The organism is Priestia sp. LL-8, from assembly GCF_036227845.1.
Taxonomy (GTDB): Bacteria; Bacillota; Bacilli; order Bacillales; family Bacillaceae_H; genus Priestia; species Priestia zanthoxyli.
The window spans coordinates 4,576,445-4,594,256 of the sequence record NZ_JAZAQH010000001.1; the positions used below are offsets into that span (position 1 = coordinate 4,576,445).

The following is a 17,812-nucleotide window of genomic DNA, read 5'->3' on the forward strand; positions in this document are numbered from 1 at the left end:
CACCAAATCCTTTAGAAAACCGGATTTACTATGACGTTACCTTTCGATAGAGCTCAGCATAATCCTGCTTTTCTTAGTTTATATACAGTATATGCATGTAGTTATTCATTTAGTTCGTTATCACTCTGTGCTTCTGGATTTTCAACTACAGAAGCCATAGCATCGCCAATAACGCCGCTTGAATAAGAATCCATTAGTTGTCTTGATGTCTCTTTTTCTCCTTCAAAATCATATTCATATACATGCTGCGGATGTTTTTTGTCTTTCATATGTCACTTCTCCTTTTTCACTCTATTTTCTTTACGAATGTGAACTTTATTTCATAATCCCTTACATGATCTTTTCTATTTTCTTCTTAATTGCTCTAGTTATACCATTTATCTCACATCAAAAAACGCCCGCAGAATTTTCTGCGGACGTTTTGAGAACTGTTTTATATTGAAGCTTTTTCATGCAATTCATCTTTAGCTAGCTGAATTGCTTTTTTCACTTGTTCAAACCCTGTTCCTCCCGCGCTGTTGCGGCGATTAACAGCTGTTTTTGGACTTAATACATGGTAGATGTCTTCCTCGAATAAATCTGACGCTTCTTTATATTGCTCGAGCGGCAAATCCATTAGGTAGATATTTTTCTGAATACAAACGAGAACCAGTTTCCCAACCACTTCATGTGCTTCACGAAACGGCATACCTTTTGCAGCAAGATAGTCAGCTAACTCCGTTGCATTTGAAAAATCTTGTTTCGTAGCTTTTTCCATAACATTTGTTTTTACTGTCATTGTTTCAATCATGCCAGCAAAGATCGTTAAGCAGCCTTCAATCGTTGTAACCGTATCGAACATGCCTTCTTTATCTTCTTGTAAGTCTTTGTTGTATGTTAAAGGCGTGCCTTTTAACACAGTCAATAAGCTAAATAAGTGACCATATACTCGTCCTGTTTTACCACGAATTAACTCCGCCATATCAGGATTTTTCTTTTGAGGCATAATACTGCTGCCCGTTGCGTACGTATCGTCCATTTCAATAAATTGAAACTCTTGACTAGACCATAAAATTAACTCTTCACAAAAACGAGATAAATGCATCATTAAAATAGAACTGTTGCTTAAAAACTCTAAAATAAAGTCACGGTCGCTGACAGCATCCATACTGTTTTGATAAATTCCATTAAAGCCTAGAAGCTCCGCGCTGTAATGACGATCAATTGGAAATGTCGTACCAGCTAAAGCTCCTGCTCCTAAAGGAGATAAATCAATACGCTTTAGTGATTCCGCATAACGCTCAGCATCACGCTTAAACATTGAAACATAAGCCATTAGATGATGAGCAAAAGAAACCGGCTGCGCGCGCTGTAAATGTGTGTAGCCTGGAAAAATAGTTTCGACATGTTGATCTGCTTTTGTAAGCAGCACATCTTCTAGATTTTCGATCAGTCCTACAATTTGTTGAACATGCTTTTTTAAATATAAGTGCATATCTGTAGCAACTTGATCATTACGGCTTCGACCCGTATGAAGCTTACCTCCAACCGGACCAATTTCATCAATTAATAGCTTTTCTAAATTCAAATGAATATCTTCATATTGAGCAGAAAATGTTAGTTCTTTCTTCTTAGCTTTTTCAAGCAGTGTGTGAAGGCCTTTTTTAATTTGTGACGCTTCATCTCCAGAAAGAATGCTGCATTTCTCAAGCATTGTTACATGTGCTAAACTGCCTTCAATATCTTCTTCTACAAGATGCTGATCAAATGAAATTGACGCACCGAACTCGTCAATCCATTGTTCAGGGCGTTTCGTAAAACGCCCTCCCCAAAGTTTGGTCATACCGTTGTCACCTTCTTTTGATTTACCATGCTGCTCACTTGTGTTGGAAGACCCCATAATGAGATAAAACCAACTGCTGCATTGTGATCAAATTCATCTTCTTTTGTATATGTTGCAAGTTTTTCATTGTATAAAGAATTAGGAGATTTACGTCCCTCTACGATAGCATGCCCTTTAAATAGTTTTACTCTCACTGTTCCGTTCACATATTGCTGCGTATCCTTTAAGAATGCAAGCAGTGAATTTGTTAATGGAGAGAACCATAAACCTTCATAGATAACTTCTGTTAATTTTTTCTCAATCACTGGTTTGAAGTGCGCTACTTCTTTCACTAATGTTAAATCTTCCAGCTCTTTGTGTGCTTTAATTAATGTCATAGCAGCTGGACACTCATATACTTCACGTGATTTAATTCCCACAAGACGGTTTTCTACATGATCAATACGTCCAACTCCATGCTTACCTGCAATTTCATTCAATTCTAGAATTAACTGAGCTAGCGTGTAAGATTGACCGTTTAATGCTACTGGAACACCTTCAACGAATTCAATTTCTACTACATCCGCTGTGTTCGGAGTGTTTTCAAGAGAAGCCGTTAGGTCATATGCTTCTTCAGGCGGAGCTGCCCAAGGATCTTCAAGAACGCCGCACTCGTTACTTCTTCCCCATAAGTTTTGGTCAATTGAAAACGGGCTGTCTAAATTAATTGGAATTGGAATATTCTTTTCTTTTGCATACTCGATTTCTTCTTCACGAGACCATTTCCAGTCACGAACAGGAGCTAAAACTTCTAAGTGTGGATTTAATGCTTTAATTGATACTTCGAAACGCACTTGGTCATTTCCTTTTCCCGTACATCCATGTGCGACAGCTACTGCATTTTCTTGTTCTGCTACTTCTACAAGCTTTTTAGCGATTAGCGGTCTAGATAGTGCAGATACCAATGGATATTTTCCTTCATATAATGTGTGTGCTTGAAGTGCTGCTAACGCAAATGTATTGGCATATTCTTCTTTTGCATCAATCACATATGATGATACCGCTCCAACTGTTAAGGCTTTTTCTTTAACGAACTTTAAATCTTTTCCTTCGCCTACATCTAAACAGCAAGCTACCACATCGTACCCTTTTTCCTGTAACCATTTAATTGCAACTGATGTATCTAAACCTCCAGAATATGCTAAAACAACTTTTGGATTACTCATTATCTATTCCTCCTACAAATTATATATATATTAATACAACCGTTTTAATTTTTATTCATTTAATCTACTATTACTTTAACAACTTTTTAATCTATTTTCAATAGTTATTCAAAAAAAAGTATATAAATTCACATTTATTTTAATTAAATAAGATAAAAACTCTTAAAATACTATAAAAATGAACACAACTGAATATTTCTAACTTAAACGCTGTGTATATTTATATGCATAAACTAGGTATAAATGATTTATTTTTTCACTTACAGTAGCTCTGGCTTTTATCATTAAGTAAAATGGAGGGAAAGAGGTGAAAAAATGGAGCGCTTTTTTACTTATAACAACAGACTCGGTATAAAAATTCCTGCTCTTGAAAGAGAATGGACATTCTATTCTGAAAAAGTTCAGCAGGATATTCTCCTAACATGGGAATCCATTCGGGGGCAGATTCCAGACAAAATTCAATCTTTAGAAAAGAGTATTAATCAAAAACAAGCAGCGTTAGAAGATGAGACTAATTTTATCCGCTCCTGTGAATTAAATAGCGAGATAGGAGAACTTGCTTCTATTATTAATGATTTGTGGATTTGGTATCGAACAAATGAGGAAATATCAAAAAAGGTTCACGGATAGACAAAAAGACGAGTCTCATGAAAATTAATGAGACTCGTTTTTCTTATCCAGTAAATAGCGGTATTGGTAAAAGCGCTTCGCATAATCTGTCACTTGTTTGGCCATTCGATAATTCATCCCTCCGCCAACCATCATACTCACAATTGGCAAACGATTATAAACTTTTCGCTTCGCAGCAAATATAGCTAGCGTTTTTCCAATTTGCACAACGATTTTTCGCAGCCACGTTTTATCTACAATTTGATCAACACCTTCATAAAAATACGGGTCAAATTCTTGGCTTAACTCACTCTTTAATTGATGCCATCCCTCAGCCTGAAGGTGTCTAGGTAACGTTGCTGCATGGAAAACTTTTAGCGTTAGCATAAGCTCTGAAGGAGTCTGGATATGATAGCCGTAGCTCATTGCTGCCTGTTGCACCGCTTGAATATTCATGCATAAAACAGCAGGTATATCAATACCGACTAGCAGCGATTGTCCGGTTCCTGAAAGTGCTCCTTGACTCAGCCCATACAACCGCAGCTTGGCCATTTGCTGTTCGCATATATAAGAAAGCTGATCTACTTGAAGGGAATTCATTTCTGACAGATCTGTGATATCTTCTTTGAATACACGGGCGGTTTCGATAATTCGTTTTGTCGCTTGAGTTTGCATTTCCGTACCTTGAATTAATGCAGTTAGCTGAAAGAGTCCCTCATCAATTTTATGTAAATAGGTCTCACGAACAGAAGCAGGAATTAAGTTAAGCCCTTTTTCTAACCATTCTTCGTACAATAACTCCATCTCAGTTGCTTCTACGCTCTGTAAGCTCTCTTCCCATTTATAGATTTCTTCTAAAAGCTGTTCTTCGCGATTCGTTAATATCATCATGTCACCCTTTCAAGAAATAAGTAGTTTTATTTTTATTATAACAAATAATGCATCCGTTACATTTTGCTTCCTATATTATTTCTTTCTTCTATACGTTGTAAACCTTCTTTCAACCGTCAGCTCCTTACGCTATATAAAAAAGCTGATTTCCTAACAAGGAAACCAGCTTTTCGTTAGTTTGCCTGACAATTTATGAGAATTCATGCATTGAAAAGGCACTTTATGAACTTAAATATTCGCTAAACGAGTAACGTCACGTGCAATCATAACTTCTTCGTCTGTAGGAATAACCATAACTTTAACTGGAGAATGAGGGTAGCTAATAAATGCTTCTTCTCCTTGTACACTATTTAAAGCTGGATCCCAATAAACGCCCATGAACTCTAAACCACGAAGAACGCGAGCACGTACAACATCACTGTTTTCTCCAATACCTGCTGTGAAGATGATTGCATCTACACCAGACATACGAGCAGCATAAGAACCGATATATTTATGAATACGGCTAGCAAATACTTCAAGTGCTGTTTCAGCACGTTCATTGCCTTCAGCGCTTGCTTTGATTAGATCGCGTAGGTCACTAGAAATACCAGATACACCTAAAAGACCACTTTCTTTATTTAATACATTTAATACTTCGTCAGCAGTTTTTCCTGTTTTCTCCATAATAAATGGAATTAATGCAGGGTCAATGTTACCTGAACGAGTTCCCATTGCTACACCAGCTAATGGTGTGAAGCCCATTGATGTATCAATTGACTTGCCGCCTTCAATTGCAGCGATACTTGCACCGTTACCTAAGTGACAAGAAATTAAGCGCAATTGTTCGATTGGACGGCCAAGAAGCTCAGCTGCACGCTCAGAAACATATTTATGAGATGTGCCGTGGAAACCGTATTTACGAACGCCATACTTTTCATAGTACTCGTACGGTAAGCTGTACAAGAATGATTTTTCTGGCATTGTTTGATGGAATGCTGTATCGAAGACTGCTACAGCTGGAACATTTGGAAGAATATCTTGGAACGCTTTAATTCCCACAATGTTTGCTGGGTTGTGAAGCGGTGCTAAATCAGATAAAGCTTCAATTTCCGCTAATGTTTCATCTGTGATTAAAACAGAATCAGCAAATTTCTCTCCGCCGTGTACTACACGGTGACCTACACCAGTGATTTCATCGTATGATTGAATGATGTTTTGAGAAAGTAACTTTTCAACTAAAATTTTAACTGCAACAGCATGGTCAGGGATTTCTGTAATATCCGTTTGCTTTTCACCATTTACCGAGATCGTGAAAACAGCGTTATCTAAACCAATTCGTTCTACTAAACCTTTTGTTAATACCGTCTCACTTGGCATTTCAAATAATTGAAACTTAAGTGAAGAACTGCCGGCGTTGATTGCCATGATTTTTGACATAAAAAAACAGCTCCTTCTTTATTATACGTGCATCATAAACATAACGAACAGAACATAAAAGTGTAATCTCTACAATATTCTATGCATTTCGACACGATTTCTATCCTTATTCATTTAATCATTCACGACAATAGATTTCAAGAGCTATACATCATGAAAACGCTACCGGTAAAAATTCATTATTTTCGAAAAAGACTTACTTTTTATTAACGCTGAACCATTGGTCCATTTGAGCCATAATATCACTCATTGCTTCTCGATTACTGAACTTCGGCAAATTCACAAGCAGCGCTTGATCAGGCGCTGTTACCCCTTCTCCCTGCTTTTGAAGAATGATAATACTCTTAGCAGCCTGCTCTTGTTTGAACATTGAAAGCGGCAGCTGAACGATTCCTTGAACGATTGCTTCCTCTTTTAGCAGCGGCTGTAATAAATGAGACTGTTCAGACTCGAACAAGTTATTTGGAATAAGGGCCACTACGTATCCTCCCTCTTTTACATGACGCAAGCTTTGTTCAATAAATAAGTGATGAGCATAAGTGTGACCTTCTTCAGCTCTTACTTTATACTCTTTTGCCCCTTCGTCGTTTGGATAATAACCAACCGGCAGGTCACAGACAACTAAATCAACAGGATCAATAAAAAGCGGCTGTAAGCTGTCTTGATTAAATAATTGAACGCCGTGCTTCTGTAAATTTGCATTTACATATGTCAATTGAAGTAATAAATCATCCACGTCTACACCGTATACGTGTTCAATTGACGCAGCGTGTGTATTTAAAATTGTTGTTAATAAGTTCCCTGCTCCTACTGCTGGATCTAAAAGCGTATATTTATCTTTTCCTGCCATGAACTTTCCAACTAAGTAGCTGACAAATAGTCCTACAGCATCAGGCGTCATTTGGTGGTTAGGCTGAACTGCTTCTTTCATCCCTTTTAAAATAGCTAGCTGGTATGCTTTTCGAATCGTTTCTTTTTCAAAATGATCAAGCGTGATTGAATCGTATTCTTTTTTTAAACGTTTTTTGGTTACCTCATCTAGCTCTTCTTGCAAAATAGTTCCTTGAAACAAGTTTTCTCCCGTTTCAGCTACTGCTTCTAAATATACGCAGTTTAGTTCTTTTCTTAAAATAATAGCTGTTTGATCAATTACACCAAATAGCTTTTCCATACTAGCTAACTGACTCATATTCTGCCTCCTGTGTAATGAAATAATATCTATATAAATGAGTAAACGTCCTATTTGGAACATCATATTTTATCATAAAAGCTTCTTAAAACACAAAGAAGGCGAAAAACATTGTTTTCCGCCTTCTTCCGAACGTCATCTACAATCTTACTTAGCTGTTTTAGCTGCTTCGATTGCTGCTTCGTAGTTCGGATGCTCAGTTACTTCTGGTAAGTACTCAACATACGTTACTTTGTCATTTGAGTCTACTACAAAGATTGAACGAGCTAATAAGCGTAATTCTTGAATAGCTACACCATATGCTTCTCCGAAAGATAAGTCGCGGTGGTCAGATAAAGTTTGAACATTATCAATGCCGTTAGCACCACACCAGCGCTTTTGAGCAAACGGTAAATCTACGCTCACTGTTAATACTTTTACGTTATCTAATTTAGCTGCTTCTTCGTTGAAGCGGCGAGTTTGCGCATCACAAACTCCAGTATCAATAGAAGGAACTACACTGATTAGGCGAACAGAACCCTTTGTACTGTCAAGCGTTACTTCTGATAAATCATTTGCTAAAACGGTAAAGTTTGGCGCCTTGTCTCCAACCTTTACTTGATTTCCTAATAATGTTACATCGTTACCTTTAAATTTAGTCACGAATAATTCCTCCTTTAAATAAGTATGTACACTGTTCATATTAGCTTGTCTGTCTCTATATTGCAATTAAATGACATACATAATATAGCGCTGTATGCTAGAAAACATGTCCAATAAAAAAAAGCTTTGCTTGCTTCTTTGAACGTTCAAAGAAGCAAGCAAAGCTTTAGTTTATCCCTACAAATTAAAGTCATTTGCACCGTCATGATGCTGATTTTGTTGATTATGATGATCCTGCTGATGGTTATTTCGCTTGAACATTTGCTGCACGCGTTCAATGGCTTGAGGTGCTGTATCTAAAATCTTTTCGTATAAATGTGTGCTTTCGTTAAGGTGAAGCATTTTAATTCCGTTTCCACTCACAATTAAAAAGGCAATTGGCGTAATTGATACACCGCCACCGCTACCTCCGCCAAATGGATGACCTGATTCTTGCTGATGCTGTCCCGGAGAAGATGGTGCATGCCCTTCTACTCCAAACTCGCTTCCGCCCGCTGCAAAACCAAAACCTACTTTTGAGACCGTTAAAATGACGCTGCCATCAGGTGTTTCTACAGGATCACCAATGATTGTATTAACATCAATCATTTCCTTTAAATTTTCCATAGCTGTCGACATTAAACTTTTAATTGGATGTTCTGCCATTAAGATAACCTCCTTATGTTTTCACAGAGTGTGTCTTGTTCTTATTTGACGACTTCCATCTTTTGCGACGCTTTTTGGACGTATGCCGCCAGTATCTCAAGGTCCGTAAACCTACTAGAATAGCTTGACCAACTCGAAAAGAAATTATGCACTCAAATACCGTTTCTGACCAAAGATGTTGAAATACAGGAGTCACGCTCATGACAGGCATATCTTTTAGTTTCATATAACGGCTGATTATACCGACTATGCCCCCCTTTGCAGACCATACAGCCCCGGTAAGTACCCCTGTTAGCGCAGCATCACCTAAGCCGAAACGGCTGTGCCATCTAATATCCCTTACCGTCACTTTCTGTAAGAAACGACGAAAAATTTTATGAAAACCGACTACCTGTTCAAGGAATTGCTTCGCATTTTCTAACATGCTTAGTCCGTCTTCTACAGAATAATCACTCCATGAATTCTCGTCTTCTTTTCCTTGATCACCCATTCCTTTTTTCTTTTCAACAAGCAAACGTGGAGAATCTTTTTTTACTTTCACTACCGGAATTTCATATGTATAGCGAATAAGACCGAACCAAGCTCTGAGTCTCACTCTGTAATAATCGTTATCTCGGACATGATGAAGCTCTACAAATAGCGTGATTTTTGTCCATACAATAAGTACAATAACAATTAAAAGTGCTAGCAATATCCATAAAAGCCATAGCACATCCTTCACTCCTTCTTAGCTTCACATTATCTCCAAAACAGAGAATATTAAACCTTATGAAAACAATAAAAAGAGGTTGAGACATAACGAAATGAATCCAATCAGCTGCTAGAAAGATCTACATAAATGAAACCTACGTTTACCCTAACAAAAAAACCGAACCACTAATCAAAAATCTTGATCAGTGGTTCGGTTTTCAATTCGTCTAAATACTTTTGCCCCAGCCTCTTTTTATTATCTGCTTATTGTACCTTCATGTATGACAGTTGTATCTGCGTAGTAATCATGCGCTCCCTGCTTCTTAGGTAAAAACGCAACTAATAAATAGCCAAGTAAAAAAACCGTTTTAGAAATATAACGTCCAACTCCTTCACGAAACAGCACAACAGGCCAAGTTAAGGTGGAGTCTTTCAGCGATACTACTTTAAGCCCAAACACCATCTTTCCAAGCGTTTGTCCAAAATACTTGGTCATTAAAACAAAATAACCATAAAAGATAATAACCGTTACAATCGTATAGGGAGAAAAAAATCCATCTCCTCGAGAAATACCTGCTAAATGGAAAATGGGCTTGATCAGCAGGGAGTTCAAGCTAGCTACCACAGCTAGATCTAAAAGATATGCCCAAAAGCGCATCCAAAAGCCTGCATAATGGAATTCACTACCTATTGGAGTACTTACCGCTGGCTCATGTTTTATATTGTCGTTCGATTCGGTTGAATGAGACTGATTTTCCATGTTCCCACCTCTATTCTGCATATAAATACATCAGACGCGGAGAGCTTGGCTGCGCAAATGTTTTTAACATTGCAGTGACTTGTTCATCTCCACCTATTACTTTTTGCATGCTCATTGAAAGCCAAGAAGGCAGTCCGAATCCTTGATTGTATTGAATTACTTGTGCACCTTTTAACTTATAATCTTTCTCCATTCCCGTTACCGCATCTTCAAAATAGCCTAGTTGATCGACCAGCTTCAGCTCTTTAGCCTGACGTCCATCGTACACTCGTCCATCTGCGATAGAACGCACTTTTTCTTTAGACAAGTGGCGTCCCTCAGAGATAACATTGACGAAACCATCGTACGAGTTGTCTACAAGTGTTTGCATAATTTCTTTTTCTTCTCCGGTCATTTCTCTTGTTGGAGACATAATATCTTTATGAGCCCCGCTTTTAATAACAACAGATTCTACTCCTAGTTTATCAGCCAGCTTGCCGTAGTTAACACTTTGCATAATTACACCTAGTGAACCTGTTAAAGTGTCCGGAATTGCATAGATTTTATTAGCAGCTGTTGAAATATAATAGCCTCCTGAAGCAGCCATTGATCCCATTGAAATATACACTGGCTTTTTCGTTTCTTTCTTCAGCTCTTCAATTTTTTTATGTATTTCAGCACTTTCAACGACGCCGCCGCCCGGTGAATTCACCTTAATAATGACTCCTTTAACTGCCTTATCATTTTTTGCAGCCTCTAGCTGCTTTAAAAATGCTTGGTGGTTATAACCATTTTGGGACATAAGCGGAGAGGAACTGCTTCCTGTATCTTGAATCGTTCCATTGACCTCTAGCACTGCAATTTTCTTAGCTGCATTCCCTTTTTCGATAACTGTTTCTGATAGTTCACTGTCGTCTCCTCCAAATATGCCTGCCAGACCGTCATCTTTTTCTTCTTTGACTGAAAAACCAATATTAACAATCGCAGAAAAAATGAATAAGCAGGCCGCAATTAAAAGAGCAATCCACCTTTTTTTGTTCATGAAAATCCTCCTTTTTAGGTGTCAGAATTAAAAGATTATTCTTTTAATTCTTAAAGCAATAATGCTATAATTATTGTAACAAACTTTTTTTAAAAAGTTTACTTTATCGCTAATATTTTACATATCAGACAAACAAGGGGGAACTATCTATGCCAAATCGTCGCAACGTTTATTTCTTTCATCCAAAAAACCAGGAATCAAAGGCGCTCGTAAGTCCACTTATTGAACTTGCAAAACAATATGACTTTCAAGTAGTAGATCATTTCGACAGCGCTAACATCATTGTAAGTATTGGCGGTGACGGAGCTTTCTTGCAGGCTGTCCGTCAATCTGGCTTTCGAGATGACTGCTTATATGCTGGTGTCACAACTTCAGATCAACTAAGCTTTTACTGCGATTTTCATATCGATGAAACGGATAAAATGATTGAAGCTATTACGACAGAAAATATAGAAGTACGTCGATTTCCCGTTTTACAAACTCAAATTGATCAAGGAACTTCTTTTTATTGCTTAAATGAATGTTCTATTCGATCAGGTGTTATAAAAACACTCAGTCTAGATGTTTTTATTAATGAAAATCACTTTGAAACATTCCGTGGGGATGGGATGATTATTTCAACACCAACAGGCAGTACGGCTTATAATAAATCGGTAAGTGGAGCCGTAGTTGATCCGTTAATTCCTTGTATGCAAGTCAGCGAATTGGCATCGTTAAACAATAATAATTATCGTACATTAGGATCTTCATTCATCCTAAGCGCTGAGCATACGCTCACTTTAAAACTATCCAATGACAACAACCACAGTCCAATTATTGGAATAGATAACGAAGCATTAAATGCACGTCAAGTCGATCAAGTTCAAATACGTTTAAGCGACCGTCAAATTAAAACGGTTAAGCTAAAAGATAACTCTTTCTGGCAACGAGTTAAGCGTACATTTCTATAATAAAAAGCGCCCAAGGGCGCTTTTTATTTTTGATATACAATTTTTCCATTAATAGCAGTCATCTGCACCTGTACCCCTGGAATATCATCTGCAGATATCTCAAACAGATCTTTTTCTAATACGGTAAAATCGGCCACATATCCCTTCTGAACATATCCTTTTTTATGCTCTTGATGAATGGCCTGCGCGCTTCCTAAAGTAAACAGCTGAACAGCTTCAAATACTGTGAGTCGCTCAGAAGGTATGTAAACGACCGAGCTATTTGGAGAAGTTTTTCTAGAAACCGCTGCATGGATCGTTAACATGGGATTGATAGGTTCAATAGGTGCATCCGATCCGCCTGCACACATAACCCCTTCGTCCAATAACGTTTTCCAAGCATAGCAATAATCCAAATGCTCTTCTCCGATTTTTTCAATGACCCATGGAAAATCACTGGCTAAAAACCGAGGCTGAATATCTAGCACAACCGGGAGCTTTTTTACACGATCAACTAAATCTTTTCGTAGAATTTGCGCATGGATGATACGATCTCTTTGCCCTGTTTGAGGAGGATATTGTTCGATGCTTTCCACTACGTATTGAAACGCTAAATCCCCAATCGCATGAATTGCAACGGTCATGCCCAATTCTCTCGCTTTCCTCACTAGCTGCTTTAATTCATCTAGTGATTGAATAGCTACACCTCTTGTAGAAGGGTCGCTTTTGTAAGGAAAGCTTAAAAGCGCAGATTGACTGCCGAGCGAACCATCAGCAAAAATCTTCATTGGCCCTATTTCAATAAAATCGGATGTGTCTTTCTTTTCTTCACAGTATGTATACATATCATCTACAGCTTCATGATGAACAAGTAAATGAGCACGAAACAGCTGCTTTTCTTTATGAATAACGTCTTGGAATGCTTGATATGTACGCAAAAAGCCTCCATAATAATTTAAATCTTCCGTATGTCCACCCGTTAATCCGTGCTGAACACAATCTTTAATGGCTACTGAAAGCGCTTGTCGAATGTATGCTTCTGATACTTGAGGAATATGAGCTGTTACTAATTCTTGCGCTTGATCAGCAAAAAAACCGGTAGGATTTCCAGCCTCATCCCTCTGGATAATACCTCCTTCCGGGTCACGTGTTTCAGCTGTAATCCCGGCTATTTTAAGAGCAGTCCCGTTTACTACTAATCCGTGACGACAGACTCGCTTCAACATAATAGGATGTTCAGTTGAAAGCTGATCAAGATCTTGATACTGAATCAAAGAGGAATCTTCCCACTGATTTTCATCCCACCCTTCTCCAATTACCCATTCTCCTTTTGGCGTACTCTCTACTTTTTTCCGAACGAGCCTTAACACCTCTTCCCGAGAAGTAGCTTGAGACAAATCAAGCCTAAGAAGCTTTTCACCGTGACCAATTAAGTGAAGGTGGCTATCGACAAAGCCCGGATACATTGGGTGTCCTTTGAGGTGTACTTCTTTGTCAATCTCAGCACCCCATTTGATTCTTAGCTCTTCTTCTGCGCCTATATCTTCAATGAATCCTTTTTCAACATATACGCTTTCTACATGCTCACCTTCTTTTAGCATCGTATATATTTTGCCGCCGTAAAATAAAGTCCCCATCGCCAACATCTCCTTTACTTTATAAAGCTTGATCTTGTCTCTATTATACGTGACAAAACAAACAAGACAAAAGAGTGAGGTTTCCCCCACTCTTTTTAGCCATCATTATTTAATTAATATGACTTATTTACCACCAAGTTGTTGCTCAGCCATTTGAACTAAGCGTTTAGTGATTTCTCCACCAACAGATCCGTTAGCGCGAGCTGTTGCTTCTGGTCCAAGATTTACACCGAATTCAGAAGCGATTTCGTATTTCATTTGGTCGATAGCAGCTGCTGAACCAGGAGCTACTAATTTGTTTGTGTTTGCCATGTGTTTTCACCTCCTTGTTGAATATAGATTGTGTCAAAACACATGGCATCATACATTATTTTTTTGGTAATTTTATGAAATTTTACTTTTAAAACAAATCTTCTACGCTGTCTGCGGTATTTGTAGCCGAAGAAGCTGTCATCTCAAGCGTTTCTACATTATTTACCGCTTCTTGAATTAATGTTTCAAAATCATAAAATTGTTCGTATCGATTGATTTTTTCACGCTTTGGCTTAGTTTTTGGTGAGCTTGGCGTAAAAATTGTACAGCAGTCTTCATACGGACGATTCGAAATTTCATGTGTGTCAATTTTACGAGCAATTTCCACAATCTCCGTTTTATCCATTGTCACAAGCGGACGCAAAATTGGCGTATTCGTCACTTCATTAATCGCATACATGCTCTCAACCGTTTGACTAGCTACTTGCCCTAAGCTGTCGCCAGTTACGATAGCTAACGATTCATTTTTTTCACGAATAAGGTCCGTAATTCGAAGCATCATACGGCGTGTAGAGGTCATGGTATAATTCTCTGGAATTTGCTTTTGAATCGCTTGCTGTACAGCTGTAAACGGTACAATGTGAAGCTTTACTTTTTCGTGATAAGCCGTTAATTTTTGCGTTAAATCAATTACTTTTTGCTTAGAACGTTCACTTGTAAAAGGCGGACTATAAAAATGAACCGCTTCTATTTCTAAACCGCGCTTCATAGCTAAGTATCCTGCAACCGGGCTGTCGATTCCTCCAGAAAGCATGAGCATCGCTTTTCCACTCGTACCAACTGGAAGACCCCCTGCTCCGCGATAATCAAAACATGTAATATACGTTGCTTCACTTCTCACTTCTACTCGTACATTTACGCTTGGCTCTTTTACGTTTACCTGTAGATGCTCTGTATTTCGTAGAATATGACTTCCTACTGCATAATTTAATTCGTTTGTATCAAGAGGAAATTGTTTGTACGCTCTTCGAGTAGATACTTTGAACGTTTTTCCTTCTATATCAAATTCCTTCATTGCTTCTAGCGCTGCTTCTTGAATGGCTTCAAGTTCATTTTCAACTTTTAATGCTAAACTAAAACTTTGAATACCAAAGATTTGCTGAAGACGTTCAATGATAGGCTCGTGATTTTCACCATTTAAGTGAATATACATGCGGTCTCTTGTGTATTTTACGTGAATGTTTTGGAATGCACTAAGAGCCGTTACAATATTTTTTCTTAGCTGCGCAACAAATTTTTTTCTATTTTGTCCTTTAGTGGAGATTTCTCCGTATCGAATTAAAACATGGTTATATATCATAGTTATTTACCTCATTACTTTCTTTAGATCTTCAATTACTGTGAAAATAGCATTTATAATGGGCGTTACTTCATTATAGTCATTTAATCCTGACAAGCTCAAACGAATGGACTGATCGGCTTCTTCGTAATTTTTACCGATAGCTAAAAGCGTTTTACTTGGCTTTTTTCGTTTTGATGAGCAGGCAGATGTAGTTGATACAAACACTCCTTTTTCTTCAAGAGCGTGAACAAAAACCTCACCTTTAATACCTTGCGCTGTAAAATTTATAATATGGGGAGCTGAATGCTCATTCGGCGTATTAATCGTGATTCTTTCGTGAGCAGAAAGTTTGTCCATCAGTTCTGCTTTTATTTTCTGCATTTTTTGCTGATTCTGAGCTGCATGTTCAAGTGTTAAACGAAGTGCTTTAGCAAATGCTACGATTCCCGGAACATTTTCCGTGCCTGATCGATGCTGCATTTCCTGAGAGCCTCCGCTAAGCAACGGATGAAGCTGAACTCCATTTCGTTTATATAAAATTCCCGTTCCTTTTAAGCCGTGAATTTTGTGTCCTGATAATGTGCATAAATCAATTTTATGATTTGCTAAAGAAAGCGGAACTTTTCCAACCCCCTGCACATGATCGACATGAAAAAGCACCTTCGAATAGTTCGTGAGCATCTGTCCAATTTCTTCAATTGGCTGAATGGTGCCAATTTCATTATTTACATGCATAACGGATACTAAAATGGTTTCATCCGTAATAGCTGATTCAATAGCCGCAGGTGACACAAATCCATTTGAATCTACCGGAACATACGTAACGTTAAATCCTAGTGCTTCTAACTGCTTAAATGGTTCATGAACGGAATCATGTTCAATATTTGTCGTAATAATATGCTGACCTCGGCTTTTATATTGCATCGCTACGCCTTTAATAGCCAAATTATTCCCTTCCGTTCCTCCTGATGTAAAGATAATTTCATTTGACGATACGTGCAGCAATTCTGCTACTTGCTCACGTGAACGGCTCAACAAATTCTCCGCCTGTACGCCAAATTGATGGAGGGACGATGGATTGCCATAATAAGTTGTAGCTACTTTGGTAAAAGATTGTATGACTTCATTATAGGGTTTTGTTGTAGCGCTATTATCTAAATAAATCAAGGATGCGCGCCCCCTTCTTCATTTTTTCGGAACAACGTATTATCATACCACACCTTGGTATTTTTTTAAATTAGGCGTTCCTTTTATTATTAATAAACTATTTAGATTTTTTCAAAAAAACCTATATATGATTCCATAAATGTGGTAGTATGTATCACGTACTTTTAGTTTTTAAAAAATCAGAAAATTTAATCATCAACATAAGAAACACTAGGAGGCATTATGAAAACCAAGGCACTCACTAACAAAGAAATACTTGCCATCGGTCTTATGCTGTTTGCTCTCTTTTTCGGAGCGGGAAATATGATTTTCCCTCCTTTGCTCGGACAGCAAGCCGGAACACACACTTGGAGTTCCATTATCGGTTTTCTCATTACAGGTGTAGGACTTCCGCTTATGGGGATAATCGCTGTTTCTAAAAGTAATGGAAACTTTACCGAAGTAGCTAAAAAAGTTCACCCTATTTTCGGGATTTCTTTTACTATATTGCTTTACTTAGCAATTGGCCCTTTTTTTGGTATACCCAGAACGGATACGGTAGCGTTTGAAATCGGTGTGACCCCATTTTTATCAGAAAATGCGGTTGCAAGCAAGATTCCTTTAATGGTCTATACCGTTATTTTCTTTGGCCTAACACTTTATTTATCATTGAATCCAACTAAAATTGTTGATCGCATAGGAAAAATTCTAACTCCTTTACTGCTCGCAGTATTAGCTCTTTTAGCTATCAAAAGTTTAATGACACCTATGGGTTCTTTTCAAGAACCTCACGCCAAATATATAGCCTCTCCATTTACGGGCGGCTTTATTGATGGATATTTGACAATGGATACAATTGCAGCTCTCGTATTTGGCATCGTTGTTATCAACAGTATTAAGGAAAAAGGCGTAACGGACGAACGAACACTTGCTTCGATATGTATCAAAGCCGGGTTGATTGCTGCTGCTGGGTTAGCTATCGTTTATCTTTCTCTCGCGTATGTCGGCGCTTCAAGCGTAGAAGCAATTGGTATGAAAGAAAATGGAGGAGCTATTTTAACAGCTGTAGCTACAACATTATTCGGTTCGTTTGGCACCATTATTTTAGGACTTGCTATTACATTTGCTTGTCTAACGACAGCCATCGGATTAACTTCTGCTTGCGCACGATTTTTCACGCAGCTGGTGCCAAGCATGTCATATAAAACATTTGTTGTCATTTTAATGCTGTTTAGTGCTGTTATTTCAAATGTAGGGCTTACTCAATTAATTTCTATTTCCATACCTATTTTGACCTTTGTATACCCTATTGCCATTACGCTAATTGCTTTATCATTAATTGAAAGAGCCATTTCGTTTGGTCGAGAAGTATATGTGACAGCCGTAATCATTAGCTCGATTCTGAGCATTTTTGATGGGTTAAAAGCAGCAGGAATTATCCTAACAAGCATAGACGATTTTTTCAAAAACTATTTGCCGCTTTATAGCCAAGGCCTTGGCTGGCTTATTCCAACAGTTTCTGCTGCCTTCATAGGCTATATTATTAGCATTGCAAGAGGTACACATCACACAGATAGTATACAAAGAAAAGCGTCATAAAAAAGCTCGTGTCC

At 38.0% G+C, this 17,812-nt stretch carries 18 protein-coding genes; 3 read left to right on the forward strand and 15 right to left on the reverse strand.

The genetic code is table 11. The features are described 5' to 3' along the window. Positions 1–101: 101 nt before the first annotated feature. The 3 genes from U9R83_RS23885 to U9R83_RS23895 all read right to left on the reverse strand — a co-directional run bounded on the left by U9R83_RS23885 (position 102) and on the right by U9R83_RS23895 (position 3,027). Complete coding sequence (locus tag U9R83_RS23885; protein ID WP_014458027.1) at positions 102–269, reverse strand: hypothetical protein; 168 nt, start codon at positions 267–269, stop codon at positions 102–104. 164 nt (positions 270–433) lie between these two features. Then, positions 434–1,822 carry an argininosuccinate lyase gene (gene argH / locus U9R83_RS23890; protein WP_328575437.1) on the reverse strand — a complete coding sequence of 463 codons (1,389 nt, stop codon included), beginning with the start codon at positions 1,820–1,822 and terminating at the stop codon, positions 434–436. Beyond that, positions 1,819–3,027 carry an argininosuccinate synthase gene (locus U9R83_RS23895; protein ID WP_014458025.1) on the reverse strand — a complete coding sequence of 403 codons (1,209 nt, stop codon included), beginning with the start codon at positions 3,025–3,027 and terminating at the stop codon, positions 1,819–1,821. The genes argH and U9R83_RS23895 overlap by 4 nt, the downstream gene beginning before the upstream one ends. A gap of 315 nt (positions 3,028–3,342) precedes the next feature. Here U9R83_RS23895 and U9R83_RS23900 point away from each other — a divergent pair, with 315 nt between their 5' ends. Further along, on the forward strand, positions 3,343–3,657 hold the full coding sequence (locus tag U9R83_RS23900; protein WP_014458024.1) for a hypothetical protein: 315 nt from the start codon (positions 3,343–3,345) through the stop codon (positions 3,655–3,657). Between the two features lie 24 nt (positions 3,658–3,681). Here the strand turns inward: U9R83_RS23900 and U9R83_RS23905 are convergent, their stop codons facing one another. The 8 genes from U9R83_RS23905 to sppA all read right to left on the reverse strand — a co-directional run bounded on the left by U9R83_RS23905 (position 3,682) and on the right by sppA (position 10,893). After that, positions 3,682–4,527: an EcsC family protein gene (locus tag U9R83_RS23905; protein ID WP_014458023.1), complete on the reverse strand. Its 846-nt coding sequence runs from the start codon at positions 4,525–4,527 to the stop codon at positions 3,682–3,684. A gap of 228 nt (positions 4,528–4,755) precedes the next feature. Further along, on the reverse strand, positions 4,756–5,946 hold the full coding sequence (locus tag U9R83_RS23910) for an acetate kinase (RefSeq protein ID WP_013059468.1): 1,191 nt from the start codon (positions 5,944–5,946) through the stop codon (positions 4,756–4,758). 196 nt (positions 5,947–6,142) lie between these two features. Continuing rightward, positions 6,143–7,135: a class I SAM-dependent methyltransferase gene (locus tag U9R83_RS23915; protein ID WP_025750666.1), complete on the reverse strand. Its 993-nt coding sequence runs from the start codon at positions 7,133–7,135 to the stop codon at positions 6,143–6,145. 147 nt (positions 7,136–7,282) lie between these two features. Further along, on the reverse strand, positions 7,283–7,777 hold the full coding sequence (tpx, locus tag U9R83_RS23920) for a thiol peroxidase (RefSeq protein WP_328575438.1): 495 nt from the start codon (positions 7,775–7,777) through the stop codon (positions 7,283–7,285). 177 nt (positions 7,778–7,954) lie between these two features. After that, a complete protein-coding gene (gene ytfJ, locus U9R83_RS23925; RefSeq protein ID WP_014458021.1) occupies positions 7,955–8,422 on the reverse strand; it encodes a GerW family sporulation protein in 468 nt (155 codons plus the stop codon). Between the two features lie 13 nt (positions 8,423–8,435). Beyond that, the gene (locus U9R83_RS23930; RefSeq protein ID WP_014458020.1) at positions 8,436–9,134 is read right to left on the reverse strand and encodes a DUF2953 domain-containing protein; all 699 of its coding nucleotides are present in this window, start codon (positions 9,132–9,134) and stop codon (positions 8,436–8,438) included. 234 nt (positions 9,135–9,368) lie between these two features. Then, the gene (locus tag U9R83_RS23935; RefSeq protein ID WP_013059473.1) at positions 9,369–9,872 is read right to left on the reverse strand and encodes an RDD family protein; all 504 of its coding nucleotides are present in this window, start codon (positions 9,870–9,872) and stop codon (positions 9,369–9,371) included. Positions 9,873–9,882: 10 nt separating this feature from the next. Beyond that, positions 9,883–10,893: a signal peptide peptidase SppA gene (sppA, locus tag U9R83_RS23940; protein ID WP_014458019.1), complete on the reverse strand. Its 1,011-nt coding sequence runs from the start codon at positions 10,891–10,893 to the stop codon at positions 9,883–9,885. Between the two features lie 149 nt (positions 10,894–11,042). Between sppA and U9R83_RS23945 the strand changes: the two genes are divergently transcribed. Further along, positions 11,043–11,843 carry an NAD kinase gene (locus U9R83_RS23945; RefSeq protein WP_014458018.1) on the forward strand — a complete coding sequence of 267 codons (801 nt, stop codon included), beginning with the start codon at positions 11,043–11,045 and terminating at the stop codon, positions 11,841–11,843. Between the two features lie 23 nt (positions 11,844–11,866). Here U9R83_RS23945 and U9R83_RS23950 read toward each other — a convergent pair whose 3' ends face one another. From U9R83_RS23950 to U9R83_RS23965, 4 genes are all read right to left on the reverse strand, one after another. Continuing rightward, the gene (locus tag U9R83_RS23950) at positions 11,867–13,459 is read right to left on the reverse strand and encodes an amidohydrolase (protein WP_115654987.1); all 1,593 of its coding nucleotides are present in this window, start codon (positions 13,457–13,459) and stop codon (positions 11,867–11,869) included. 123 nt (positions 13,460–13,582) lie between these two features. Beyond that, positions 13,583–13,771 (reverse strand): alpha/beta-type small acid-soluble spore protein, encoded by a 189-nt coding sequence (locus U9R83_RS23955; protein ID WP_013059477.1) that lies wholly within the window; start codon positions 13,769–13,771, stop codon positions 13,583–13,585. Positions 13,772–13,859: 88 nt separating this feature from the next. Further along, complete coding sequence (gene thiI / locus U9R83_RS23960) at positions 13,860–15,071, reverse strand: tRNA uracil 4-sulfurtransferase ThiI (protein WP_328575439.1); 1,212 nt, start codon at positions 15,069–15,071, stop codon at positions 13,860–13,862. Positions 15,072–15,077: 6 nt separating this feature from the next. Beyond that, on the reverse strand, positions 15,078–16,220 hold the full coding sequence (locus tag U9R83_RS23965) for a cysteine desulfurase family protein (protein ID WP_328575440.1): 1,143 nt from the start codon (positions 16,218–16,220) through the stop codon (positions 15,078–15,080). A 222-nt stretch (positions 16,221–16,442) separates the two neighbouring features. Here U9R83_RS23965 and brnQ point away from each other — a divergent pair, with 222 nt between their 5' ends. Further along, entirely contained in the window at positions 16,443–17,798 is a 1,356-nt protein-coding gene (brnQ, locus tag U9R83_RS23970) for a branched-chain amino acid transport system II carrier protein (protein WP_328575441.1), read from the forward strand. Positions 17,799–17,812: the final 14 nt, after the last annotated feature.